The sequence below is a fragment of the Alteribacillus sp. HJP-4 genome, assembly GCF_042139015.1.
Classification (GTDB): domain Bacteria; phylum Bacillota; class Bacilli; order Bacillales; family Marinococcaceae; genus JBHIKY01.
In genome coordinates, this window is the sequence record NZ_JBHIKY010000025.1 from 29,608 (window position 1) to 55,969 (window position 26,362).

At 36.7% G+C, this 26,362-nt stretch carries 25 protein-coding genes, 1 pseudogene and 1 riboswitch; of the genes and pseudogenes, 22 read left to right on the plus strand and 4 right to left on the minus strand.

Features of this window, described 5'->3' with window-relative positions; all coding sequences use genetic code 11:
• Positions 1 to 70: 70 nt before the first annotated feature.
• A complete protein-coding gene (locus ACE4RR_RS17700) occupies positions 71 to 535 on the plus strand; it encodes a hypothetical protein (protein ID WP_375536776.1) in 465 nt (154 codons plus the stop codon).
• Positions 536 to 1,995: 1,460 nt separating this feature from the next.
• Here the strand turns inward: ACE4RR_RS17700 and ACE4RR_RS17705 are convergent.
• Positions 1,996 to 2,904, minus strand: coding sequence for a LysR family transcriptional regulator (locus ACE4RR_RS17705; RefSeq protein WP_375536777.1), 909 nt, complete (start codon positions 2,902 to 2,904; stop codon positions 1,996 to 1,998).
• A 195-nt stretch (positions 2,905 to 3,099) separates the two neighbouring features.
• Between ACE4RR_RS17705 and ACE4RR_RS17710 the strand changes: the two genes are divergently transcribed.
• The 17 genes and pseudogenes from ACE4RR_RS17710 (at position 3,100) to ACE4RR_RS17790 (ending at position 20,231) form a co-directional block, all read left to right on the plus strand.
• Complete coding sequence (locus ACE4RR_RS17710; protein WP_375536778.1) at positions 3,100 to 4,239, plus strand: alpha/beta hydrolase; 1,140 nt, start codon at positions 3,100 to 3,102, stop codon at positions 4,237 to 4,239.
• 372 nt (positions 4,240 to 4,611) lie between these two features.
• Positions 4,612 to 5,349 (plus strand): SDR family oxidoreductase, encoded by a 738-nt coding sequence (locus tag ACE4RR_RS17715; protein ID WP_375536779.1) that lies wholly within the window; start codon positions 4,612 to 4,614, stop codon positions 5,347 to 5,349.
• A gap of 89 nt (positions 5,350 to 5,438) precedes the next feature.
• On the plus strand, positions 5,439 to 6,185 hold the full coding sequence (locus ACE4RR_RS17720) for an SDR family oxidoreductase (RefSeq protein WP_375536780.1): 747 nt from the start codon (positions 5,439 to 5,441) through the stop codon (positions 6,183 to 6,185).
• 83 nt (positions 6,186 to 6,268) lie between these two features.
• Positions 6,269 to 6,628, plus strand: coding sequence for a cyclophilin-like fold protein (locus ACE4RR_RS17725; protein ID WP_375536781.1), 360 nt, complete (start codon positions 6,269 to 6,271; stop codon positions 6,626 to 6,628).
• Positions 6,629 to 6,707: 79 nt separating this feature from the next.
• The gene (locus tag ACE4RR_RS17730) at positions 6,708 to 7,277 is read left to right on the plus strand and encodes a DapH/DapD/GlmU-related protein (RefSeq protein ID WP_375536782.1); all 570 of its coding nucleotides are present in this window, start codon (positions 6,708 to 6,710) and stop codon (positions 7,275 to 7,277) included.
• A gap of 433 nt (positions 7,278 to 7,710) precedes the next feature.
• Complete coding sequence (locus tag ACE4RR_RS17735; RefSeq protein ID WP_375536783.1) at positions 7,711 to 8,271, plus strand: cyclophilin-like fold protein; 561 nt, start codon at positions 7,711 to 7,713, stop codon at positions 8,269 to 8,271.
• 123 nt (positions 8,272 to 8,394) lie between these two features.
• Positions 8,395 to 9,252 carry an aldo/keto reductase gene (locus ACE4RR_RS17740; protein WP_375536801.1) on the plus strand — a complete coding sequence of 286 codons (858 nt, stop codon included), beginning with the start codon at positions 8,395 to 8,397 and terminating at the stop codon, positions 9,250 to 9,252.
• 978 nt (positions 9,253 to 10,230) lie between these two features.
• Positions 10,231 to 10,334: riboswitch (SAM riboswitch) on the plus strand.
• A gap of 110 nt (positions 10,335 to 10,444) precedes the next feature.
• The gene (gene mmuP, locus ACE4RR_RS17745) at positions 10,445 to 11,863 is read left to right on the plus strand and encodes an S-methylmethionine permease (RefSeq protein ID WP_375536784.1); all 1,419 of its coding nucleotides are present in this window, start codon (positions 10,445 to 10,447) and stop codon (positions 11,861 to 11,863) included.
• Entirely contained in the window at positions 11,826 to 12,779 is a 954-nt protein-coding gene (mmuM, locus tag ACE4RR_RS17750) for a homocysteine S-methyltransferase (RefSeq protein ID WP_375536785.1), read from the plus strand. Before mmuP ends, mmuM begins: the two co-directional genes overlap by 38 nt.
• Before the next feature lie 24 nt (positions 12,780 to 12,803).
• Positions 12,804 to 13,144 (plus strand): annotated as a pseudogene (locus tag ACE4RR_RS17755) (avidin-fold protein).
• Positions 13,145 to 13,267: 123 nt separating this feature from the next.
• Positions 13,268 to 13,441 (plus strand): hypothetical protein, encoded by a 174-nt coding sequence (locus ACE4RR_RS17760; protein WP_375536787.1) that lies wholly within the window; start codon positions 13,268 to 13,270, stop codon positions 13,439 to 13,441.
• A gap of 763 nt (positions 13,442 to 14,204) precedes the next feature.
• The gene (locus ACE4RR_RS17765; RefSeq protein WP_375536788.1) at positions 14,205 to 14,705 is read left to right on the plus strand and encodes a hypothetical protein; all 501 of its coding nucleotides are present in this window, start codon (positions 14,205 to 14,207) and stop codon (positions 14,703 to 14,705) included.
• Positions 14,692 to 14,880, plus strand: coding sequence for a hypothetical protein (locus ACE4RR_RS17770; protein WP_375536789.1), 189 nt, complete (start codon positions 14,692 to 14,694; stop codon positions 14,878 to 14,880). Before ACE4RR_RS17765 ends, ACE4RR_RS17770 begins: the two co-directional genes overlap by 14 nt.
• 346 nt (positions 14,881 to 15,226) lie before the next feature.
• Complete coding sequence (locus tag ACE4RR_RS17775; RefSeq protein WP_375536790.1) at positions 15,227 to 15,688, plus strand: hypothetical protein; 462 nt, start codon at positions 15,227 to 15,229, stop codon at positions 15,686 to 15,688.
• 1,485 nt (positions 15,689 to 17,173) lie between these two features.
• Positions 17,174 to 17,530: a hypothetical protein gene (locus ACE4RR_RS17780; protein WP_375536791.1), complete on the plus strand. Its 357-nt coding sequence runs from the start codon at positions 17,174 to 17,176 to the stop codon at positions 17,528 to 17,530.
• 1,837 nt (positions 17,531 to 19,367) lie between these two features.
• Positions 19,368 to 19,586, plus strand: a complete 219-nt coding sequence (locus tag ACE4RR_RS17785) for a hypothetical protein (RefSeq protein ID WP_375536792.1) — start codon at positions 19,368 to 19,370, stop codon at positions 19,584 to 19,586.
• Positions 19,587 to 19,706: 120 nt separating this feature from the next.
• Positions 19,707 to 20,231: a C40 family peptidase gene (locus ACE4RR_RS17790; RefSeq protein WP_375536793.1), complete on the plus strand. Its 525-nt coding sequence runs from the start codon at positions 19,707 to 19,709 to the stop codon at positions 20,229 to 20,231.
• 826 nt (positions 20,232 to 21,057) lie between these two features.
• Here the strand turns inward: ACE4RR_RS17790 and ACE4RR_RS17795 are convergent.
• Positions 21,058 to 21,762 carry an SAM-dependent methyltransferase gene (locus tag ACE4RR_RS17795; RefSeq protein WP_375536794.1) on the minus strand — a complete coding sequence of 235 codons (705 nt, stop codon included), beginning with the start codon at positions 21,760 to 21,762 and terminating at the stop codon, positions 21,058 to 21,060.
• A 259-nt stretch (positions 21,763 to 22,021) separates the two neighbouring features.
• Here ACE4RR_RS17795 and ACE4RR_RS17800 point away from each other — a divergent pair, with 259 nt between their 5' ends.
• The gene (locus ACE4RR_RS17800) at positions 22,022 to 22,600 is read left to right on the plus strand and encodes a recombinase family protein (RefSeq protein ID WP_375536795.1); all 579 of its coding nucleotides are present in this window, start codon (positions 22,022 to 22,024) and stop codon (positions 22,598 to 22,600) included.
• Between the two features lie 266 nt (positions 22,601 to 22,866).
• Here the strand turns inward: ACE4RR_RS17800 and ACE4RR_RS17805 are convergent, their stop codons facing one another.
• Positions 22,867 to 23,313: a hypothetical protein gene (locus ACE4RR_RS17805; protein WP_375536796.1), complete on the minus strand. Its 447-nt coding sequence runs from the start codon at positions 23,311 to 23,313 to the stop codon at positions 22,867 to 22,869.
• 548 nt (positions 23,314 to 23,861) lie between these two features.
• On the opposite strand from ACE4RR_RS17805, the gene ACE4RR_RS17810 reads away from it, so the two are divergent.
• Positions 23,862 to 24,218 (plus strand): hypothetical protein, encoded by a 357-nt coding sequence (locus ACE4RR_RS17810; protein WP_375536797.1) that lies wholly within the window; start codon positions 23,862 to 23,864, stop codon positions 24,216 to 24,218.
• Between the two features lie 225 nt (positions 24,219 to 24,443).
• On the opposite strand, the gene ACE4RR_RS17815 is transcribed toward ACE4RR_RS17810, so the two are convergent.
• Positions 24,444 to 25,759 (minus strand): IS3 family transposase gene (locus tag ACE4RR_RS17815; RefSeq protein WP_375536798.1). Its coding sequence is split into 2 segments (ribosomal slippage): positions 24,444 to 25,387 and positions 25,387 to 25,759, totalling 1,317 coding nucleotides; the frame shifts between segments, so codons are not numbered across the junction.
• Positions 25,760 to 25,889: 130 nt separating this feature from the next.
• Here ACE4RR_RS17815 and ACE4RR_RS17820 point away from each other — a divergent pair.
• Together ACE4RR_RS17820 and ACE4RR_RS17825 are read left to right on the plus strand one after the other, a co-directional pair.
• Complete coding sequence (locus tag ACE4RR_RS17820) at positions 25,890 to 26,213, plus strand: helix-turn-helix domain-containing protein (protein WP_375536799.1); 324 nt, start codon at positions 25,890 to 25,892, stop codon at positions 26,211 to 26,213.
• The coding region (locus tag ACE4RR_RS17825) for an ArdC-like ssDNA-binding domain-containing protein (protein WP_375536802.1) at positions 26,206 to 26,362 on the plus strand (157 nt) is incomplete at its 3' end. The genes ACE4RR_RS17820 and ACE4RR_RS17825, both read left to right, overlap by 8 nt.

The following is a 26,362-nucleotide window of genomic DNA, read 5'->3' on the forward strand; positions in this document are numbered from 1 at the left end:
TTCTTGTCCTTCTAAGGTCCCGAAAGGGAAATAAGATTTCTAGCCTAAAAAATAAGAAAGGGAGATTAATATGAAGATCTTAACAGATAGCTATAAAAAACGTCCTATAAGATGTCTCGAAATTTGGGAATACGATAAATGGAAAATGAAGCTTTATAGTATTTCTTGTAACAAAGAGAAGATTTCAAAAATCGTTGTAGATACAACAAAAAGGATCACCGAACAAGACATATTAGAATCAAAAAATAATTCATATAAATTGGGGTTTTCGATTGCTCATCAAGCTCGTGAAGCTGTATTTATATTAGTAAATTGGTGGATTAAAGATAATATGTTAAGAAGTCATATATATCGTTCTCCTCTTCATTCACCAGAAAAGATAATCAATGTAACTAGTACAGGTGAAAGTATGTGTATATGGGAAATATACGTGCTTAATTTTGAGCGAAATGCCTGGGTAAAACATGTTTTACAAAATCAAAGCAAAGAAAGTATAAGTAATTACTTACATTGTCAATTAAACGATGAAATTTAATATGCATCTCCAAACCAAAATTTCGTTTATTTACACACCTAATTGCCGATTGAAGGGATTCAATTGGACAATTTTAGCTATGTTTATGTTCACAAGCAACAAGTTAAAAGTAGCGGAAAAAAGACTCCGTAATATAACTGTATAATTTTGTTAATAAATGAACAAAAATTTTGAGTAATATTAACTAAAAAATTTCTTCTGAACATAAAGTAAGTAGATTCTTTTCTAATTAATACTTCGATAGATAAGTAACCATATTTAAGTGATTAAATTATAAATACGAAAATATTCATTATTCTGGGGGACGGCGGAAATGAACCGGACGCAAGTGGTAATTGATTTGTAGAAAAACACACGAAAGCGTTTAAACCTGGTTCAGATATGTCGCTCTTGCTACTTATTATAGTAAAAAAATGGAGGCAACATTTGATATCGAAACTGAAAGTGTATTGTATCGGGGACAAAAATTCTCAGTTTCTTCTGCTGCTAGCAAAGCCAAAGAAGACATTTCAGGGAAAAGCACTTCAACAAATGGGTGGAAGTTTTGGAAGTATAGGAATGAACTTGGGGAAGAAAGGTTTATAGATGATTTTAGGAAGTGAAATAAAAATATAATGATGAGTGCGTATGTCAATGAATCTCACTTTTACGACTGGATTATGACTGGATATTGTTCATAAATATTTATATCTTATTTAACCTGGACTTAAGATAGGCAGCTTATAACACCTAATATAAAGGCACCTTTCACTCTTATCTTTAAGTATTTAATTCACACAGAGTATGGGCGGCATGATGTAATTACGCCAAAAACCCTATTATAAAGGCGCTCATAGCCTAATGTAATCCCTGAATGACATACTTTTTGTCATTCAAAAGGCAAAATATAAGCCTCTCATTAGTTCACAGAACTTATGAGAGGTTTTTTGTGTAAATAATTTTAATCATAAAAGTGGTAAAACCTTATGCTATAAGAGTTTCACAGTAAATAAGAAGTCTATCAGTACAAGAAAGAATCTTTCAAGAATTAACTTAATCGCGGATATGTAATTCCTGAATCTTAATGTATAACACTAACTTCTCCTCCAAAATCCTAACCTCCAGTAAAATAACGTCACGATCTATTTTACTAAAGTAGTAGGTTGATTGAGCAAAAGTGTAAAATCCTATCGAGCAAAAAGTGTCAACTTTATTCTAGCGTTTACACCTCTCAAGAGTTCATAAACTTTTGAGAGGCTTTTGTTTTATTGTAAGCGACGATTGTATCTGGGATTCGAATTCCATTGGATTCTTCTAAGAAGTGCTCTTATAAGTATCATATGAGGGGGCAAATCTGGAACTAAAAGGTTTGGCTCTTTATTTATGTCCAGGAAAGGATAGCACTATTAAATGGTGATGATTAAATTGGTTGACAGTGATATTACCAATCCAACAGAAGGCAAGGCTGCTGCGAGCTTTTTTTATTCATCTGATAAACAATTTGAAAATTTCTCCTGAATTTTTTTTATAAATATATCAGCAGCTGTGGAAAAAATTTGATGTTTTTTCCAAACAATATTTAAGCCTGATTCAAGTCTTGGCTCCAGCGGTCTAAAACAAAGGTTGCTTTCATTAGATGTATTTACTATTTTATCAAGTACTACAGCATAACCAATGCCCCCTTCAACCATAATAGAAGCATTATATGCAAGATTGTATGTAGTCACGACGTTTAATTTATCAAAATCTTCACCAAACCAATCCGCAAATTCATTTTTAGAAAATGTCTCTTTCATAACCTGGCGAGAACAGATTAGTGGAACATTTACTAAATCCACTGCTTGAATGGAATCTTTGAAAGCAAGAGGACTGTCTTTCCTCATCACTACACCCCAAACATCTTTGGCAGGTATGTTGATGTAATGGTATTTTGATAAATCAGCTGGTTCTATTAAAATGCCAAAGTCTAGCAACCCCTTGTCAAGCCGTTCAGTCACATCGTCTTCGTTTCCACTGTAGAGGTGATACCGTATATTTGGATAATTTAACTGTAAATCTTTTGCTACCCGTGAAATCTGTTTCATGGCTTCTGTTTCCCCGCTACCTATGTAAACATCCCCACTTATTGTATCTTCCATGGAATTAAATTCTGCCTCGGTTTTATTGACCATATCAATAATTTCTTCTGCCCTCTTTCGGAGAAGGATTCCTTCATCCGTAAGAATAATATGGTGACTGCTCCGAATAAATAATTTTTTCCCTAACGATTTTTCAAGATCTTTTAATTGTCTGGACAAAGTTGGCTGTGTCACATGCAGATAATCAGCAGCCCTCGTAATGCTTCCTTCTCTTGCAACAGTAAGAAAATAACGCAAAACTCTAAATTCCATCCTGTGATCCTCCTTTTAGTAGTCTTAGTATATCCATTTTAAGAATGCTCCTCAAGCATAACTTGATATATGATATAGGTATTTGATATATGCAATACCCCCAGCTAAAGTAAATAACAAAGTGGTGAAATAAACCGTAAGAGGGGAGTCATCAACTCAGTCTTCAAAACAAAATAAGAAAGGGTGTTTTTTATAATGAAAAGAAAATATACGATTACGCTGGTATTCACAGTGATAGCACTTGGTTTGATTTTATCCGCAACCGTATTTGCATCTTCGAACGGCGATAGTGAAGCATTCTCAACCAGCGATAGCGAAGCATCCGTTACCGAAGTTGACATCGACGATGCCTACACGCCGGACATGTCCAATGGAGCAGACAACTTTTATCAGAGCGAGGAGGTAACCATGCAGAAGGTTTCATTTGAAAATCAATACAACATGGAGGTTGCGGGGAATGTTTTTATTCCCGAAGATTTGAATAGAAACAAAAAACATCCTGCGATCATTGTCGGACATCCTATGGGAGCAGTAAAAGAGCAAAGTGCGAATTTGTATGCCCAGAAAATGGCTGAACGGGGATTCGTTACTTTATCCTTGGATTTGTCTTTCTGGGGAGAGAGTGAGGGTCAGCCACGCAACGCAGTGTCACCAGATATCTATGCCGAGGATTTCAGTGCCGCGGTCGATTATCTGGACACCCAAGACTTTGTCGATAGAGAGCGAATTGGTGTTCTTGGTATCTGTGGCAGTGGGAGTTTTGCGATTAGTGCAGCCAAAATTGACCCTCGTATGAAGGCCATTGCAACTGTGAGTATGTACAATATGGGGGCGGCCAACCGTAATGGATTAAACCACTCACAGACTGTAGAGCAAAGAAAAGAAATCATCGCAGGAGCTGCAGAGCAACGTTATGTCGAGTTTACAGGCGGTGAAACTCAATATACTGGTGGTACGGTGCATGAATTGACAGATAACACGGATCCGATTCAGCGTGAGTTTTATGATTTCTATCGTACGTCGAGAGGGGAATATACGCCTGAAGGTTCATCTCCTGAGCTGACAACTCACCCGACTCTAACTAGTAACACGAAGTTCATGAATTTTTATCCGTTCGAAGATATCGAGACGATTTCTCCGCGTCCGATGCTGTTCATTACGGGGGATGAGGCTCATTCCATCGAATTCAGTCAAGATGCGTACGAGCGTGCAGCTGAACCAAAAGAACTTTACATTGTTCCAGGTGCAGGGCATGTGGATCTGTACGACCGTGTGGATTTAATCCCTTTTGACAAGCTCGACTCCTTCTTCAAAGAAAATCTAAAGAAAAAATAATGACGAGTGATAAAAAATCGTGTAAGTTTGCATGACAATGGGACTAGGAGTGCAAACATGGTGTGAATCCCGCATATCTGGGTGGGATTCACTTTTTTTATTCTAATGAAAGAAAACTCCTTAGAATGGGATTTATTTTATTTGTCCCTACCCTAAGTTCAAATTTTCATGTCTTGTGAAAGAAACAAATCAAGTAGGAAAGTAAAGCGATAGGGAAGGTACTAGAACATAATTTAGCGTATCATTTCTATTTTACTAATGCTTATAGAGCATATTGTGATATTAGATATAAGTATTTGTTATGTGTAAAAGGCGCAGTTAAAATAATTAACAGAAGGTGAATAACACAAAAAAGAAAGGATGTTTCTAATAATGTCTACTATTCAAGATAAAGTTGTTGTCATAATGGGTGCATCAAGTGGGATTGGTGAAGCAACAACTAAGTTACTTGCTCAACAAGGTGCCAAACTAATCATAGCTGCACGACGTTTGGAGCGTTTAGAGGCCATCAAAGAAGAATACCCGGAGGGCGATATTCATATTCAACAAGCAGATGTCACCAACTATGAAGATGTCAAAAAAGTAGTGGGGCTTGCTATGGACACCTATGGCAGAATTGATGTTCTTTATAACAATGCAGGGATTATGCCGACTGCGCCAATTGTGGAAGGTCGTCGTGAAGAATGGCAGCAAATGTTGGATATCAATGTAATGGGAGTTTTAAACGGCATTGCTGCGGTGGTACCTATTATGGCAATTCAAAAATCGGGGCATATTATCGCAACGGATTCTGTAGCTGGTCATGTGGTATATCCTGATTCAGCCATATATTGTGGAACAAAGTTTGCTGTGCGTGCGATTATGGAAGGTCTACGACAAGAACAACGGGAGAATAATATTAAATCAACTATTATATCACCTGGAGCTGTGGCAACCGAGCTATATCAAACCATTAATGACAAAAATGTCTCAGAAGATCTCCATAAGGCACAAAAAGAATGGGGATTAGTTGCGGATGATATTGCATCAGCTGTGGTGTTTGCGATTGATACACCTGGTCGAATGGCAGTTAGTGACATGATTGTTCGTCCGACAACTCAACCCATGTAAGCCTATAAAGCTGCACTGCTCTTTCTTTTACGAGTAAGCCAAAAGAAGGAATGACCATTCTCAGCCTTTAAAGGGAGGGACTTATTATAATGAAGAATCTAAAAAACAAAGTCGTTATCATTACAGGTGCTTCAAGTGGCATTGGAAAAGCAAATGCGTTGTATCTCGCAGAGAATGGAGCAAAAGTTGTTTTAGGAGATGTACGTGAAGAGCGTTTGCAAACAGTAGTTGATGAAATTAAAAGTGTAGATGGGGAAGTTTCGTCGCAGGTGACAGATGTGACAAAGCGAAATCAAGTCGAAACCCTCGTGGCTAAAGGTATGGATAGCTTTGGTAGCATTGACGTTATCATAAATTGCGCCGGTGTCATGCCACAATCCTACCTGTGCGAAAATAATTACGAGGAATGGGAACGCGGCATAGACACAAACATTAAAGGAGTACTTTATGGGATAGGGGCCGTTCTTCCCATCATGCATAAACAACAGACAGGGCACATCATTAACATTTCGTCAATTGGCGCACATAACGTTATACCTGGAGGAGCCGTATACAGCGCAACTAAATATGCTGTTAAAGCTATAACCGAAGGATTGCGTAAGGAAGAGGCCGAAAATAATAAAAGCATTCGTGTAACAAGTATCTCACCTGGATCCATAGATACAGAATTTACTCATTCTATTGCAGATCCTGAAATTAGAGCTAAATTTGATGAATTAAGCGAAAATGCAATAGAACCTGAATCAGTAGCTCGTTTAATTGCATTTGCAATTAACGAAGAAGAACATGTTGCACTAAATGAAGTGATTATCCGTCCTACTGAACAGATCCTATAAAAGGGACAACCCTATCGAGAAACCCCTAAGCTCGTCTTTAGAGTTACCAAAGCTAATATAGATCCTAATAAGGAGGGAGAAGAGTGAACCTAGAAAATCAACACCTTATCCTTTCATTTGGAGATGAGAAACTTAAAGCGTCATTAGAGAACAATGCCACAGTTAGACAGTTTATCAAGAACCTACCCGTTACGTACTCGATGAATGATTTATTTAATCGTGAAAAATTTGTAGAAGTAAACGACTTAGAAGTAGAGCGAACTGTCTCCAGCTACGGTAAAGGAGATATCTCCTACTGGACACCAGGAAAGGCATTGGTGATTTATTATAATGATGATGATGAACCTATCCAAGGTCTTGTGAAGCTCGGCGAAATCTTGGAAGGCACTGAGCGATTAGAAAATTATCCTGGAACTATCGAAGTAACGATAAATATAGAGTAATAAACAAACCAAAAGTGGATAATACAAACCGATGTGAGGATTCTAAGAAGTAGTGAAAGATAGGCAGGGGATTTCAAACATGAATATGGAAGAATTTATTGAATTTTGCAAAGAAGGAAATCCTATCTCTGGAGAGGATAAGGAGCTCCATGGATTGTTAACACAATGTAGCTTCGAAGCTCAAAGAATTACGATGGATTTAAATACATCCTATCATTCAAAAGAAGAAATTGTAGAGATTTTCAGTGAATTGACAGGATACAAAGTTGACTCATCTTTTATGTGTTTTCCGTCATTCTACACTGACTTTGGCAAAAATATCACTATTGGGAAAAACGTATTTTTTAATACAGGCTGCTCGTTCCAAGATAGAGGCGGAATTTTTGTTGGAAACGGTTCACTGATAGGTATGAATGTTACGATTTCTACACTAAATCATGGCTTATCCATAGAAACAAGAAACACAACATACCCCTTGCCAGTCAAAATTGGCGAAAATGTATGGATTGGATCGAGCTCATCAATACTGCCTGGTGTAACGATTGGGGACAACGCTGTTGTTGCAGCAGGAGCAGTTGTCACTAAGGATGTTCCACAAAACACTGTTGTAGCAGGCGTACCAGCAAAGGTAATTAAAAAACTAGTTTAGTTATTACATTAAAAGTAAGTCATTTAAATAAAAAGGAAGTGTTGGAAATGTCCATCTACTTCCTTTACTTTCTGTATTCCACGAATTACTTCCAAACACTATTTATTTAAAGATTAAAAATTATTTACCATTCCCCATTTCTTAAGAACTTCTACTCCTAAATTCCAATTAAAATCCACAAACTATGTTGATAAATGTTATTGGCTTAAAATTTCAAAATGGCCATATATTTGATGCCTCTTTGTAATTTCTTTTGTGAAAAACGAATATAGGAGGAGACAAACTTGATGAAAAAAGTGTTAAAATCATCTGAATTTCATATACAGATTTATATTAACAAACATTACGCATTTCCCTTGCCTATAATCTTAGGACATAAAGGGCTTAGGTGTAATCAAAAGAGCAAGAAAAAATGGATAAGGAGACTAATGATATGAAAAAATTGTTGACGTTAGCTTCTGCTATTATGATTGTCTTTACCCTTTCAGCATGTGGAGATGATAACAACGAAGGAAGTAATTCTAATGACAGTGAGACTAGAAGTAATCCAGATAACGAACAAGAGAATACATCTGAGGAAATAAATAATGAAAACACTCAGAATTCTACAGGGAATAATGATGATTCGGATAATTCAGAAGAAAAAATAATAGTGACTCTTGACAACGGGGAAATCATTATAAATGTTTATGATAATCCGACTAGTAGGGAATTTTTAGCACAACTTCCTTTGACACTAACATTCGAGGAATTTGGGGGATTTGAAAAACTTAGTTATCCACCGGAAGAATTAACTACGGAAGGGGCACCTTCTGGCTATACACCTGAACGTGAAGATTTTGCTTATTATTCTCCATGGGGAGATGTGGCCATGTTTTATGATGATCATAGATACTCTAATGGACTTGTTAAATTAGGAGAAATTGAGTCTGGGGTAGAATTACTTGAAAGTATGAATGATGACTTTACAGTTTCCATTGAAAGAATGGATTAAAGGAAATCTAGTAATTAACTACTAAACTATTGAGAACATCTATTAATATTCAATTTGAGGATGTTAAATAAAAAAGCCAATTATTCGAAAAATCAGCAATACTATAAACTTACTAGACGGGGAGTGAATAAATTGAAAACAGTAAAAATTGCCGGGAGAGAAATTTTTCCAATAGGTTTAGGTACTTGGAACATGGGAGATGACAAGGAAAAGTATACACAAGAATTAAATGCTTTAAGAGCGGGTTTAGAGGCGGGTGTCCAAGTCATTGATACAGCAGAAATGTATGGTAACGGGAATTCTGAAAGATTAGTAGGTAACGCCATTGAACTATTTGAACGAGAAAAGCTATTATTAGTATCAAAAGTACTTCCTGAAAACGCATCGAAAAAACAATTATCCATAAGTCTAGATAACTCCTTAAAACGATTGAAAACAGATTATCTAGATCTTTATTTACTTCATTGGAAAGGTAGTATTCCAATTGAAGAAACAATAGAAGCAATGGAAAAGGCTAAAATGCAAGGGACAATTAAATCCTGGGGAGTTTCAAATTTTGATGTAAATCAAATGAAAAAATTATTAAATCTGCCCAATGGTCATAACTGCGTCACAAATCAAGTACGTTATAACTTAGGAGATCGAGGGATAGATTTCGATTTAGTTCCTATGATGAAAGAAAATAGAAAGCCACTAATGGCATATGCTCCTGTAGCTAGAGGAGATAAATTAGGTTCTGCTCTAACGAAACAACAAGTTTTACTGGATATTTCTAAAAAGTATAATGTAGATGTTTTTCAAATTCTATTGGCCTGGAGTATCCGTAATGGAGAGACCATTCCTATACCACAATCTAGTAATCCTAAGCATGTAATAAAGAATGTAAAAGCTGTTAACATTGAGCTTACAGAAGAGGATTTAAAGAAAATAGATTCTGTCTATCCAGAACCAAGTGTGAGTGAGCCACTAGCTTTGTGGTAATTAACCTTAATTACAAAGGTACTAGTATTTGTATGGGCTCCCACAGAAAACTGTAAACTAAAAAAGTCTAACACTGATTAATAGGTAATTAGGAATTGATGGTTTCGTAATGAGGGAAACAGATAGTTTCCGCTTTGCAGTTCTAGGATTTATTTCTTCATTCAATTTGCGTACCACACATTTTTTTAAAATGTTTAGTTCATACGGTTAAAGAACCATTTCTTTTATTCTGAATTCTAGGTGATGTTTTTAGTGACTGGATTATGACTGGATACTGTTCATAAAGTATTAAAACTTATTGTGGTTTATAAATTCACTTTGCGTTGGAAACCTTGGTATAACAAGGTTCTGAGGGTCTTATTATTGTCCTATTAAATAGCCGAGTGAATGGGCGGCATGATGTAGTAACTCCCAAAATCCTTTAATGACAAGGGTTTTGAAGTTTAGAAGGCCTGAAATGACTGGATTTTAAGATTAAATATAAAATTAAGAAGCCCCTCAAGAGTTTTTTGAACCTTTTGAGGGGCTTCTTTACCTGCAGGATATTCTTAGATTTTTATAACGATCTAATAATTGTTAAGAGACCTCTTATTTAAACTTTTTTCTTTTGGTAAGGATATTAGCGCTGATGCCATTGTCTCGAATCAAAGGAACGAGTAGCGCATAAATCCTCACAACATTATGGGGGCTATTTACAATGAATGAATTTGCTGATTGGAATTCCAGAATGGACATAAAAGCTCAATTACAAGTTGAATTAATTCTATTCCTATCTCTAGTATGAGAGAGCTTGAGAATCCTCGTGGCCACAGTACTTAGCGCACGCTTCCACGAAATGTAACCGCTCTAGTGATGGTGGGAAATGAAACAAATAGACTAGGAGGAAGAATAGATTTCTCGGGATCTCATTTTGGTTTACATTTTTACGATCTTGACTATTTTGAAATCAATTGGTAGAGTTGTGAAAAATGTAAATATTTCTTATCAAGAGAGGTGGAGGGACTGGCCCTTAGAAACCTCAGCAGCAGATCTTTAAGACACTGTGCTAATTCCAGAGGGTGATCTTACCTGATAGATAGGAGCTTCTTTTATTTGTCGGAAACGCACTCGTTTAGAGTGCGTTTTTTTCTTGAGGAGGGAAGTAGTCTTACTTTTTGTTCAACATTTTCAAAAGTATTAGGAGAGTGCCGTTATGAAGTCACAAGGTCAAAAATTTAAAAGGGAAATGAAAACGCGGCATTTAGTGATGCTGTCTCTTGGAGGTGTAATTGGTACAGGGCTTTTCTTAAGTTCCGGATATACGATTCAACAAGCGGGCCCCTTTGGCACAGTGCTTGCCTATTTAATAGGAGCATTAGTTGTTTATCTAGTCATGCTCTGCTTAGGTGAACTTTCTGTACATATGCCGGAAACTGGCGCCTTTCACAGCTATGCAGCTAATTATATTGGTCCTGGTACAGGCTATACGGTTGCCTGGTTGTACTGGCTCACCTGGACAGTAGCACTGGGTTCAGAATTCACAGCAGCAGGTTTAATGATGCAGTTATGGTTTCCATCTGTCAGTGTTTGGATTTGGAGCGCTTTTTTTGCCGGAATAATTTTTCTGCTTAATGCGTTTACTGTGAAATTTTTTGCTGAGTCTGAATTTTGGTTTTCTTCAATCAAAGTAATTGCTATTATTCTTTTTATTATTTTGGGTACTGCTGCAATGGTGGGATTAGTTCCATTAAATGATTCAGAGCCTGCACCATTTTTATCAAATTTCACAGGTGGAGGACTGTTTCCTAATGGTGCGTTTGCTATCCTAATGACTATGCTTGCTGTGAACTTCGCCTTTTCAGGAACAGAGCTCATTGGAATCGCAGCAGGGGAAACCGTTGATCCTGAAAAAACAATTCCAAAGGCTATTCGAACCACTTTAATTAGGTTAGGGGTATTTTTTGTTGGGACGATTATTGTCCTGTCTGCTTTGCTTCCAACAAGGGAAGCCGGAGTGATTGAGAGCCCCTTTGTTGCGGTGCTAAAAAACATTGGGATTCCGTATGCCGCGGATCTTATGAATTTTGTGATTATCACTGCTATTCTATCAGCAGCTAACTCAGGGCTCTATGCATCATCCCGCATGTTGTGGTCACTTGCCGATCGACAAACTATTTCACCGGCTTTTGCAAAATTGACCAAACGAGGCATTCCTTTGAACGCTATTGTATTCAGCATGCTTGGCGGCGGGCTTGCTCTGCTTACAAGTGTTATTGCCCCAGACACCGTCTATATTGTGCTCGTATCAATTTCAGGGCTGGCTGTTGTAGTGGTTTGGATGAGTATCAGCGCTGCCCAATTTAATTTTCGCAGGCAATATTTAAGAGAAGGGAACCGATTGGAGGACTTGGCCTATCGTACACCGTTTTATCCCTTGGTACCGATCGTTTCGTTTATCCTCTGCCTTACATCCTGCATTGGAATAGCTTTCGATCCCACTCAACGAATTGCCCTTTATTGTGGAATTCCATTTATCCTATTTTGCTATGGAAGTTATTATATAGGACAGCATTTAAAGAAAAGAGGAACCAGATATGTCGAACCAAGCAAGTCAAAAGCACAATCCCATTGATTCAATTTTGCAGAAGTATTCCCCTGTCATTCTTGATGGGGCGTTAGCGACGGAGCTTGAAAAGCACGGATGTGATTTGGATGATCCGCTTTGGTCAGCACGAGTCTTGCTGGAAAAGCCTGAAGCCATTGTCAGGGTACATGCGGATTATTTCCGCAAAGGAGCAGACATAGCTATTACGTCAAGCTACCAGGCGACAATTGACGGGTTTGCTAAGCGCGATATTAAAAAAGAGGAAGCAATAGAATTAATTAAAAAGACGGTACATCTAGCAAGACAGGCTAGAGATGAGGTTTGGAATGAGGAAGAAAACACAGGCCGCCCTAAACCTTTAGTTGCTGCCTCCGTAGGACCATATGGAGCCTATCTTGCCGATGGCTCTGAATACGCAGGAAACTACGGTGTGTCTGATAAACGTTTAGCAGACTTTCACCGCCCAAGAATGGAAGCTTTGATTGAAGCAGGTGCGGATCTTTTAGCTATAGAAACCATTCCGTCTTTTCAGGAAGCGAAAGTACTTGCTTCCTTACTGAAAGAATTTCCGGATACATCTGCCTGGCTGTCTTTTTCCTTAAGAAGTGGAGATGCCATAAGTGATGGTACGAACCTAAAGGGATGTGCAGAAACATTTAATGATCATAAGCAAATCGCTGCCATTGGTGTGAATTGTGCCCCAATCCCTTTTGCTATAGAAGCTGTGAAAGATCTGCGTGGAAACACTGAGAAGCCAATTATTGTTTATCCGAATTCAGGAGAAATTTATAATCCTGAAACCAAAACATGGCATAGCGAAGAAGCTTGTGACCCATTCGATATTCAGTCGGAAGCCTGGTATGAAGAGGGAGCGCGCATTATTGGCGGTTGCTGCCGAACAACACCAGAGCATATTGAATCGCTAGCTAAGAAATGGAGATAACCTTTGTGCAATGATTACAGGAGGATGATTGACTATAATAATCGAAAGTTTATTTCTGTGGAAAATACGGAGAATGGGGAAGTTTCTTCAAAAACTTATTTTCACTACTACCAGGAGGGGCGCATTCTTTATGCAGATTACGAGGGTGGAGACATTGTAAAAGGAAAGCTGATTGGAATTGTGAATGAAGATGATACAATAGAATTCCGACGATACAACCACATTAACATCTCCGATGAAATAAGAGGAGGGAAATGTAAGTCCACGCCGGTAATACGGATGAAGGGAAAATCGAGCTCTATGAAAAATGGCAATGGATTGATGAAGAGCAGACAAAAGGCGAATCAGTGATTAAAGAAGTGTAAATAGAAGAGAGGATCCTTACAAGGGTCCTCTATCTTCTTCAACCTTTGACCGTTGGATCAATCAGTACAAAAACGCGAGTTCCTTTAAGGGTCCTCTCGAGGGAACTAAGAAGAACTCTTGATATGAATGTCAAAGACCCTTTAGAAATTTTTGTGGATCATGACAAAGTGATTCTGCAGAAATACAAGGCTAACAAAGCATGTGCCGTAACAGGGGAAATTACAGCCGACAAGGGCAGAAATGGGGCAGGATTTCATTATTATTGCCCCATTTCTATTTGGTTACATCAGATTTAATCCCCAAAGACGTTAATTTGCTGGTATTACAACCATCCTCATAAAGTTAATCATGTGCACTCCAATAGGTGTTACTTCCGACTGGATATTGACTGGATTTTCTTTATTAATATTGATATCTTATTTAATCTCATATTAATATCGTAAAGTTGGAAAGCCGAGTATATAGGGGTTTTTACATCTTATTTTTAATTATTTAGTTAATACAGTGAATGGGCGGCATGATGTATCACTGCAATTACTGTTATTAACTCACAAACCTATTCCCGAATAATAAAACTCCTTATGGGTCTATTTAGACGATTAAGGAGTTTCATTCTTTTCTTTCTATGAATGAACTATAAGCGGTGGTATTAACGTAAGGTACGTGAAATTATTATTTGCAGAGCATTTACATCACTTGATATCTAAATTAATTTTTTGTTTCTTGTTACATAAAAATATTCAGTTTATATATTAAAAGAAACGTTTTAGTTTCAAAAATATGAGAAGAATTTTTCTTCAGTCTCCATTTGGAGATGTTCCTCGTGGTCACACATCTTGTAATTGAAAAGAGAAGACCTGACCTTTTTTTATTTTTTTAAAAGACTGGTATGATGATTCTTATAGGGGTAGGACGACTAGTGAGGGGAGCGTACTTTTTACGGTTATCTTCCTATTCCTTGAATTCTTTGGACTGTCATAAATTCTACCTCCTTATTTGTAATGGTGGTTGATTTTTCGGAGGACCTTAGTTCCCCGTTACGTGGGTAGGAGGCATTGGATGAGAGTAATTATTAAGACGAAAGATACAAAGGAATACTTCAGCGGATATTTTGATCCGGTAACAAGCAAGGATTTAAAATCTCTTGCTTTATGGTTTTTCAACTGGTTGGAGGAGTACGAAAACCCCAACCGCCAGGTGTATAAACTGACAATAGCGGGGAATGATGTAATACAGGCTGCCATTTCATTTGAATACAGGGATGGGTATGTGCTGGTAGAAAATCTTGAATCCGCCAATTGGGGGAAAGAAAGCAAAAGTGGAATTAATGTAGCTCCTACGATGCTTGCCGCTGTATGTCAACTAAGCGTACAAGCCGGGCATGAGGGATTTGTATTAATTACCTCCAAGCACAATAAAAAACTTATGGATTATTACGCTAAATTAGGAGCTCAACAAATTGGCAGCACCAGCCGTATGGCCATCAATGAAGTTGCATCACAGAAGCTTATTGACGTATACTTACATAAAGGAGGAGGTAGTATTCATGGCGAAAAATGATACGAATTCCAAACGAGAATTCACCGTTGGAGAGCTTGCTCATATTATTGACACGGAACACAACGGCATTTATGCCTATCCTCACAAGTCGGAAGAAGAACGAAAAGAAAGCGATCGATTAATGCAAGATTTCATAAAAAAGAGCAAAGCCAAACGTAAATATGCGAAAAAATAACAAGTCCTCTGGCAAAGAGGGCTTTTTTATGCTGAATAACCTATTTAACACCATCGGGGATGGAAAAACCAAGAGCATAACATAAATTACCGTGTTTGATAACTCTCAGTCATAAGTACTCTTATTCTAATATATTTTATTCCATATTCGGTTGCTACAGGAAGAATAAAAGGAAGCGGTATATGTTCATTTTGTCTTTCTTGACTAATATAAATTCTCATTACTGACATCAGATTTTTTAGTTACTGGAAAATGATAACAAATTGAATGTTTAATAGGATTCAAAAAGAGATATATTCCATTACAGGAAATTTTTAATAAATACATATAGCAAGGAGACCAATTTATGCTAAAATGGATGAAAGTTTTTAGTGTTGCTATGCTTATTGGAGTGTTCACTTTACTTACTGCTTCACCGACAGAAGCTGCACCATCAAATCCAAAATCAGTTATAGACGAAGAACCAGATGCTGGGGGCTATTGGATGGGTCCATCAAGTAGCGGAGATCCTTCTTCAGAAGGTGATACTGTTACTGACGCTACTAGTACAGCCGGAGTAGCTTCGGCATTAGCTGGAGGTGTTCCTGGTGTAACTGCAAAAATAGTTGGTGGTAGTGGGGGGGTAGCTTCAGCTATTGCTGCATTAAATATAGATACTACATATTACTATCAATATGACTATATAGCATCAGAAGTATCTGGTTATTCAGTGGAAACAGCTACTGTAACTTACTATTTTTCGGAAAGCACTAGAGATGCCGAATCCTATATAGATTCATCAGTCTCCTATGGAAGTAAGACTGAATAATTAAAGAACATTTTTTACCCCTGAGATATAAAGATTGCTTTGATGGCAGCCTTCTTTGTTTATTTGCTTAGGGTAATAAAACACTACTCTAAATTTTTGATAGGCACGTATCCAATTTTTAATGAGAAATTTTATTAATTTAAAAGATTTGTGTAATTTATTGATAATCTCTAAAGGAAAATAAAACAAAGAAGAATAAATTGGAAGATTTGAAAGTCATTGAAAAGGGAGTGTTCTTATGTCAAAGAAGACAAATTTAATTAGCTCGATGGGAATTTTCATTATTATATTACCTTTAATTTATGCTGCACTCACAGGTACATCCGTACAATCTTATCCACCAATAATAGTTGCGACCTTCTTAGTTATAGGAAGTATTATTTTGATAAGTAGTTTGATTTACTATTTTACTACTAAAAAAAAATAAAGAAGAATATAAACGTTCAAACCGAATTATTGACCAATTGAATGAATGACCTCTTAAATGTTTGTAAAAAACTTTTTAAGGGGTCACTTTAGTTTTTAAGCTTCAATTAAGGATCTTGACTTAAAACACATGGGTAAAGGAGAAATAATCGTAGTTATTTTGGAACACGAATTAAAGAGATATCTAGATTTATACCATTTTGATATTTTGTGATGAAATTCAACGAAAGAATACCAAAGTATTTTAGTACTATCCCTATTGTATAGCAAATTATTTACTGATATTTCCAAATAGTGCAACATCATATTTGGAACGATTTTGTATCAGGAGGGGTATAGATGCGTAAAATATATGAATATTTGGATATTAATCAAAAGAAAGAAGCATTAGAGCATCTTAAGATAGACAAGAAGCAATTAGAAGAAGAATATTTATTTCATTTTTAAAACCCTTTACCTCAAAGGTCTTACTATATTGACATTATAAGGGTATTTTTGCATATCCCCCCGAAAGAAGTGGCTGAATGACATACTCATTTGCATACTTTTTTTCACTTTTGATTATGTCCTTTTAATCATGGTAAGGGAGATATGCCTTTCTTAACTTATAATCACATATGATTTGGACATTATTTTTCATTATTTATCTTAGGCAACCTATGGGCGGCATGTTGTAATAATAACTTAAAGAATTAATTATCCTTCTTTCTAAAAACTGTCATAGGTTTTTGGGACTCAAAAGTTTAGTTCCTTTGTTTTAGAGAGGGTAATTTTAAATTAAAATTAAATCATAAAGAAAAGACTAATTTTTAATCGCCAATTTTAGTCTTTTCTTTTTTACTTTACTGAAAACCATCTCTCTAGTGGCTTTTGGTACTGATTGATGTTTCTCCATGGGCGCCCTCCATTATGAACATTTGTCAGCTTCTTAAAATAGTACAAAAGTAGAAAATTTTTAAATACCTTTCTTATACCTTACTTTAACCATTACTATGAAGACAAGGTGAGCTTCTGAATTTGGTTTGTCTTTGTTTTACTCGAAGAGAAAGGAGTGTCGAAATGGTCTCTAAGATACCTGGAAATTTAGAAATTAAAGGCACCACAACTACAATAATTGAATATTGGCAATGGGCATATTCAGACCTGTTAAGTAACACAAATCGGGGAATATTAGCTGAGTTTTTAGTGGCAAATGCTTTGGGAATAACAAATAAACCGAGGATTGAGTGGGATAAAGCCGATTTTCTATATGAGGGAAATTTTATAGAAGTGAAGTCTTCTGCCTATATCCAGTCCTGGAAACAAAACCAGCCTTCTAGGATTGTTTTTTATATACCTAAAGCAAGAGCGTGGGACTATACTACAGGGGAAATGGGTAAAGTTTATTTTTATCCACCGCTTTTCCCCCTTGAATAGTCCTTTATTCCTCCTACGATTATATTCAATTTTATCCTAAATACTATAAAATGTAATCATCTTCCAGTTATTTATTTTTCTTCATTCTCTTTAAGACCTGAATTGTATCAGGTTCTATCGAAGTTAGGAAGCTCTCATAGGCAAAGTTTACCTGGGACACGGGAAACGCAATCGAAATTGCATGCCTCTCGCGTTGGAAATAATAAATGTCATCAGAAAATGAAGAAACAATATCACTTGTCATAATATAATTGACATGAAGCTGATGAAAGGAGGGCTCAAATCGTCTGCCGCGATAATAAGCTTTGTGATAACCTAGTTCTGTTTTTTTTTATTTTTGGGACTGTATACAACTGCCACTGTTTTGTGATTTGTGCAACGGTCATCATCTCCTCGGGAGGAACTACTACTTTTAAATAGGTCATGCCATCACCGCTTGCGGAAGGATCAGTTCAGAATTAAATACAAAGAAGGGGAAGAAGAACTCTCTGTTTTTCCTAATCCATCATCCCAGATTGTTGTTACATAAAAATATTCAGTATATATATTAAATGAAACGTTTTAGTTTTTATGAAAGTGAAAAGATATTTCTTAGTAATAGGAGAACTAGTGCGGGTGAGTGACCTACGAAAGGGGAAAAACAAATGAGCATCAATAAGACAAGAGGATTTTTATATCAATTGGAGTGTACTGTCACTTTATAACGCAAAGGGGTTTAAAGATTTTTAACAATGAGTAATATATTAGCTGGGTTAGCAATTATAATAGCATTAAGAACATTAAACTTTAGCAATAGGTCGATTATTGTTAAGGAAAGTTACGATCCTTTACTTGGTCACTTGAAATTTAATCAAATATAATCTTCGTCCAATGATCTGTAAAAGCTCTCCACAATGTATTGGAGAGCTTTTAGGATTAAACTTAAACTTGAAACTGCTTGGAGTACAACTGAGAATACGTACCTTCTCTTTCAAGTAAGGACTCTTAAAGCTCCATTTGTGAACCAATAAAGATATCTTCCTTATTTTATCAAAGCTCCCTAAAACGGAAGACTTGATATCAAGATATTCATACTTATATTTAATTTAATCTCCCCATCAATAAACGTATTGTAGTAATTATGTCAAGGCCGGCTGAAACTTCCCCAAAATCGCCGGTTTAAATTCCCTAGAAGGGAGGAGCTTATTCCCCCTTCCCTTTGATCTCCTTATTTTCGATCTTGGCACTCTGCTTTTGCCTTCTCGTTGATTTTTTTCTAAAGCCTGTCTCCGCCCACTCCTTATCCTCCCTTCGGTCCGGTATCGTGGACGAAGATCAGGCATTGAGAGCTTCTAGGAGCTTCTGTGAGAGATTTTACATAGAGAAATAGGGTTAAACTAGGTTCTAACCTTCAGCATTGATTAAAAAACTGTCAAAGCATTGCATGAAGGAGGGCACCCTCTTTTAGGATTTTTACTTTTGATTAGAACTAAATAGCTTTTTGAAAAATTGATATACATTGTAATAAAAATCACTGAAAAAGTAAGATACAAAAAGTCGTACAAGATAAAAGAAAACAGCAATGACAGTTATTAAGAGTATTAAAGTTAAACCATCTTGAATTACTTGAAAAATTTTCTGTCCCTCCTTTTTAAAATATGATTTTGTATATTTTTTACATAAATGTTATCTTGAGAAAAGTATTTGCAAACATTATTTTATCACTTTAGGAGGCTATATTTATTTTGAAATTAAGAAAAAATACTGTTTTACTATCTGCTCCACTTTTTTGGGCATCCATGTTATTGCTTAGCCCTGATCTTGAAAATATCCACTATATCCATTGAGGTGAATGAACATGAACAAATGGCTCTACCTTAAATATTTTCTTATCGTTTGGTTAGTGGTACATGGTATAGGAGCAATTACCTTTGGTATATTGCAATTCAATGATCCAAATGCGTACAAAACACCCATCATCGCAATCTCTTCTATATGCATTGGTTTAGTTGCCTTCTTTGCTACGGACCGAAAGATTAATAAACTGAGAAAGAATAACGATCCAGTTAAAAACTAATAAAGTTATTTTTAACATTAAAGCTGTTGAGCGAATTACTCAGCAGCTTTTTATTATCTTAAACGCCAATTTTTATGTCTTTCGGTTACTACTCTTATTCTTAATATAGGGTGTCACTTTTTGGATTTATTTTGCACAATAAATAGTGGAAATTTTGAAGAGTCTGTTCTTTCTTACAATCATGCAGACTGGTACGTAGACGATGTAATGGCGTATGCCGATAGTTATGTAGATGGATATGTAGAAATTGATATTGGAGAATTACCAAGTGGCGCAACCGAAGAACTTGTGCAAGTTGGAACCGAGTGGATTGGTAACTCCAAGTATGTATTCGGAGGAGGGAGAAATCTACGGGAGCAAACGGCTGGAAAATTTGACTGTTCCAGTTTTGTTTACTGGGCCTTTGATCAAGTCGGAATGTCATTAGGTGATTTAGGGTCAGTTTCGACAGAAACCTTAAAACATATGGGAGAAAGTGTGTCTGTCGATAATATACAGCCAGGGGATCACGTATTCTTTGATACCTATAAACGAGATGGACATGTAGCGATCTATGCAGGCGATGGCCAATTTATTGGTGCTCAATCATCAACGGGGGTAGCTTTTGAAAGTATGGAAGAAGGTTTATTGGGCGAAAGTTTTTAATGGAAGAGTACAACGTATAGGGTGATGAGGTGAGAAGGTGTTTGGCGTTACATTAAACTAAATATTGAAGATGCGTTGGAACGTACAATGGAACAGCAAGTGCAAGAACAAAAGTAATTCTTAGAAATGGGAAGCTATAGCTGCACTTTATAGAAAAAGTGAGCAAAGATACAAAAAGTTTTCGCAGTATACGGGTACGTTCATAATACACTTATTTTTAGGTTGTGTTCGCCGTTAGAATGGCTGATGCAACGAGATTTCATAAGCATCAAAAAAAGAACTCATATTAAATCTTCTTTTTTTTTCCAATATACTTTTCTCCAGTCAATAAGTTATTTAGTTAGATAGCAATATATCAAAAAATTCCTACTTTTATTTTATCATAGGAGCATGACCCTTATTAGATTTATAAATTTTTTCCTTATTTTATTTTCAAATTCTTAAATTTTGTATCATATGACTTTCACCCACTTGATACATCATTGAAACCTTGATATAATCGCATTTACTGTCACTTTTGGAGTTATTTTGCACCCTTTTCAAGTGCTATTTTGCACTATATGTAAATATAAAAAGGTCCGATTTCCCAGCATTAAAATTGGGAAATTAGACCTTTTTTGTTACTTCACAAAAGCGCCTGATTGCTGAAGATCGTTATTAAAGGAAAGCGCCCGTTAGTTCAAGAATTATTATTTCCTTACCCATTAGAAGACTTGATTTCAAGATAATCTTAAAAGACATAACTAATGTTTTTCCACTATTGCACCCGTTAGTGACACAAGAATATTAAAAAAGGAACAACGCTCAACGTCGCCCCTTTCATTTACTATCCTTTTTTTATTTTTAACATTGAATTAGCATTTGTTTGGAATTCATATGGTACTTTAACTTCTTCAACTGTACATCCAATGTCGGATAGATAGCTTATTAATTTATCTAAATCTTTATATCTTTTCCCTTCCAAATCAACTAAAGGAAAAATTCGAATTTCCTCTTTCGAAACCCTTAATAACTCATTTAGGGTTTCTTTATGAAATTGGTAATCTAATCTATCTGCATACATAAATAGAAAATGTGCAGATAGAAGAATATCAAATTCACCATTCTTAAACGGCAAAGAAGGTAAAGTGACTGGAATGTATCTTTCGCTGCTTTCCTTCATATCATTGGCACAATCGGTTAAGGCACTTAAACGATGTTTTCTAAGATCCTCTATATCATTAAAATAATCCCATTTATAATTGTCTTTGGCTTTTTGCATATGATCCATAGCGTGTTCAATATCCTTGAGACCTTTATTTTTTAGGTCTTCACCCGAATGATAATATGCAATATCACAAGCTGTAACATCTAAACCTGATTTGTTACCAACAGCAGTAAACGAACAAGCTCCTGCTGGACAATCGAGTATTTTTTTTCCTTGTAGTTCTTCTTTTGAAAGCGAGAACATATCCAAATACTCTTCAAAGGTTCTCCCGATAAAAACAATTCGTTCTAAATCTAACTTTGTACTCTGCTCAACTTTACTCAACTAAACTCACCTCTTCTAAAAGATTAAATTAATACTATCACAATTAATTGGTAATGTTAACCTTTTTTTAGTTATCTTGTTGAGCTAATCTGCCCGTTAGGATAAGTGCTTTTATTGTTTAGAATAGGCGTATTTTGAAGTGCAAAATAGCACTTAAAACAGGTGCAATTTACCGATTAAAGTGACACGCATTTACAGTGTATCAAATGAGTGTTTCAAAATAATATTAAAAATTTATATTAAAGTGGGTGGATAATACATGATCTACGGATACAGCAGAGTTTCCAGTAAAGGACAAAATCTACAAGTTCAAATAGACAATCTCAAAGAGTTTGGTTGTGAAAAAATATTCAAAGAAAAAATTAGTGGTCGTTCAATGAACCAACGAAAGCAATTTAATAAGCTGCTGGATACCGTAAGTGATGGAGACACCATTGTGGTTACGAAGTTAGATCGTTTTGCCAGAAGTACCAAAGACGCGCTCAACACCATTGATTTTTTGAATAATAAAGGGGTTTTCCTTGTGGTACTGAATATGGGTGGGGAAAAAGTGGACACACGAACCCCGATTGGAAAGTTCATGGTAACGATGCTGGCAGGTGTCGCAGAATTTGAAGCAGACATGATTCGAGAAAGGCAACTAGAAGGGATTGAGAAAGCTAAAGAAAGAGGGGTATACAAAGGGAGACCGAAAACGTACACAAATAACCATAAGGGCTTAGAATCAGCCTTAGATGATCTTCAGAACAGGGATAAAAACGGCCTAACTGTGAACGAGATTTGTGAGACGTATAAAATAAGCAGAGCTACACTTTATAGGGAGGCTAGAAAGAAGTGAAAATAACAAAGTTCAGTAAATAATTTGATAACATTGTACACCAAGAGTTAGCATATTATGAAAAATTACTTGAGCATTTAAAGGGTGAATACAGCTATCCCTAAGAGCTACGCAAGACAAAAAGGAGAACAGGGGGAGGACAAAATCTAGAGCACCTCTCGGACAAAAAAGAGAGCCACTTGGACGAACGTTGTCCAAGCAGCTGGTCTCTCTTATCCTTTCACAAAGGCAGGGAATTCAAAAGGGGGGCGATCGTCCCCCTTTGGTTATTTTAAAATCTTCGTATTTTTTAATGCTCCGATTAATGCTTCGAAATCTTCGTTTACTTGATTAATAACTTCCTCTTCTTTCCCTTTGGCTGAAAGGCTTGGGTCAATTTCTAATAGGTGCCCTCCTTTAAATGTAATTTCCATTCTTTTTGGAGGGGTATTATCGTCAAACCTATACTGAGCAAAATGTTCCTTCATGGAAATGATTTCGTCTGTAAACCATGTTTCCTTTGTCACGTTCTTACTTGAATCAACACTTAGAACCGTTAGGGTACAATCATTTCTGTTCACGATGAAAAGTTTATTCTCTTTAGGAGAAAGAACTTCTAAAGGTTTGTAGATGTCTGATTCGAATACCTCTTCTGTGAACTCTAATACAGCAGCAGCACGTAAATTCTGTTCGAGCGAAGTATTACTTAATCTTTCGTTAATGGCGATTCCCATTAAAATAAAACCCTCCCAAAATTTGTATTACACTTACAAAGATTCCCATTCTATGGAAGATAAAACCCATATATAGAAAATGAATCGATGTTACTACCGTATCAGGGTACTAAAGATAGGGAGTCGATAACAGCACAAATCTTCTAACCTTCCAGCAGGTAGGACGCCCGAACCTTTCCTGCTGGAAGCTAAGAAGATTAAAAAACCGTCAATACACTTTCACGGCATAGCCTTCACTTCATTTCGGTATTCCATGGTTTTATGGACGGTTTCCTATAAGGCGTTGTGAGATTCTCCATAGCAAAAGGGAAAAATAATCCCCCTTTAGGGAACCCACTTCGCTTCGGAGTTCCAAAGGAAAAAATAAGGAGGAAAACCCCATTAGTAATTTAATTCGGTCAATGCTCCAACTTCCATTTCCCCACTCATCCTTATCGCTGGACCTTCAATGATTTGATCTAAGAAAATGTGAAGTTAAAGTTTGAACCATTACAAACAGGGGGATATGTTCACTGAAAAATATAAATTTATTTAGAGGAGTGATTAAAATGTCACAATATGAATTTGAGGGCGCATTATTTAAACCAGATACTACTATAAAGTGTTCTCCATTCGATGGCTATGTATCGTTTACGTTTGAGGACAAATATAAACGCAATTTTGGTTTAATTGACTTTTATAAGTTTGGAACAGAATATGAGATTTCACAGCTGGATGATATTGATAAAGAACGCTTAAATAAAATAGTGTCTGATAAAGATGGCTTGATTAAATTTCTAGAAACAAAGGTGAATGAGTTACTCGATGGGGGGGAACCTCCGCATGACCATGCTATGAGCCGAGAAGAGGTGAAAGCAGATGTAGAGAATCAAATAAAATTAATAAATCTTGACCGAAATTTGTAAATATTTACGTCAGGCAGCCTCATCCTTATACATTTGGAATGTTGCCTTTTCGGTAAATCTTGAAAACAAACCATTTAGAAAATATGACAAGTAGCCGTACCTTAATTTTTGAGGTATGGTTTTTTTTGTGCTTTCAGGGGGTTCAAGGGAGTAAGACAAGATCAAAAGAAAAGGCCCATGGACAGTGAACTGTAACCCTAAAAATGGACAGTATAATAAAAAGCGCTAAGCTGCTATGAGATGACCTCGGTATTGGGCCGGGGTCATTTTTTGTAAGGACCACTGGTATCTATGGTTGTTGTAATACTCCATATAGGTTTCGATCGCTTCCTTAACTTCAAATATAGATGAGCACGACTTGAAATCAATTCCGTCTTTCATGTGTCCAAAGAAAGATTCCATCGGGGAATTGTCCCAACAGTTCCCTCTCCGAGACATCGACTGATCCAAGCCCAGGTCCCTCACTTTCTTCTGGAAATCCGGGTGGGTGTAGTGCACGCCCTGGTCCGAATGAATCAAACATTCGGGATGAGGGAGGAAGTCCTCGCGTTCCATTAACTTATCAAGCGTGGTGTACACGATATCCATCTTTAAAGAGGTCGAGAGATAGTAAGCCAGGATTTCCCGGGTCGCTCCATCTTTAATGGCGGACAGATCCTTCGCATAATAGATATACGAGATATCTGTTAAGAGGACTCTGTGGGGTTCTTGTTGATCGAACTGACGCTCCAGCTTATTGTCACATGTTTTATGTTCTTGCGTCGCTTGAGCTATTTGTTTATAAGGGTTCGCTCTGCGAATCTTACACATCAGGTTATATTTTTTCATGATACGCCGAATACGCTTATGGTTCATTACAATATGTTCATCGTTCTCTACCATCATTTTGATTTGGAGAGCTCCCACTTTACCGTGACGTTGATCATATACTTTCTTGATGATCTCATAGTCCGCCTCATCTTTTCGTTCTCTCTTTTGGCGAGTGTCCTCTGCTTTCAACCAGTTGTAATACCCCGAACGGCTTACGTTTGCCATCTCACAAAAATACTGAATCAAATGGGGGAATCCATGAGTCCTTACGACTGGTTCAATGAGTTGAAATTTCTCTGATGTCGTTATTTCTTCTTCTTCGCCTGCCTTTCGCGTTCGTCGAGCTTTTTTACGAAGTCCAATTCTGCCTCCAGATACGCAATACGTGCTTCTGCTTTTTTCAATTTTTCCTCGGAAGACAGGTCTTTCGTAGAAGGTCGTCCTGTGGCACCTTTTCCTCTTCGCTCTGTATAGAACCCGTCTTCTCCGTATTTTCGAAATGTCTCGCGCCATCGCTTCACACACTGTCGGGGTTTTTTGAAACCAATCACGGACATATCAAATCCGTGTTCTACAAAGATGTGATAAGGACTTTTGCCTTCATCGTTTTCTTTCACAGCCTTCACTTTGAATTCCGACGCATAGGTGATGGAACGATCAGATACTTTGATGACGTTTGGGTTGGATTCTAATACTTTTCTTTGTGTTTCCGTAAACATAATTTTAGACATGTCTTTACCCTCGCTCTTCATTGTTAATTTGATTATAAAGGGATATTCGAGGTCGCGAAACACAAAAACCCCGAATAGGTGCTGCACCCCAAAAGTTAGAGTAAAAAACTAACGTTTGGGGTGTTTTTATATGGCTAAATATAGTGATGGTTTTAAATTTAACGTGGTGAAAGAGTATCTAGAAGGTTCGTTGGTGTATAGGTTGTTGGCAAAAAAACACAATATACCGAATAAACAACAAGTAAGAAAATGGGTAAAGGCATACAAGAATCTTGGTAAGGAAGGGTTAAAGAGAAAGCGTTCAAACACAGTTTACCCTGTTCAGTTTAAGTTAGGTGTATTAACAGACAAAATCATGGAACAGTTGCAGGAAGGAGTCATACCATGGCGGCCCGTGGATCAATGGTTGGGCTGTCCGTTGGAAAACACAGCAAGCGTACAGGGGCATCAATAGGATGATTCTCCCTGAAGGGGACTATGCTACTTTCAAACAGATTCAGGAAGCTGGCGGAAAGGTAAAGAAAGGATCAAAAAGTTCCTTAGTTGTGTTCTGGAAGTGGTTAGAAAAAGAAGATAAAAAGTCAGGAGAGATAGATAAGATTC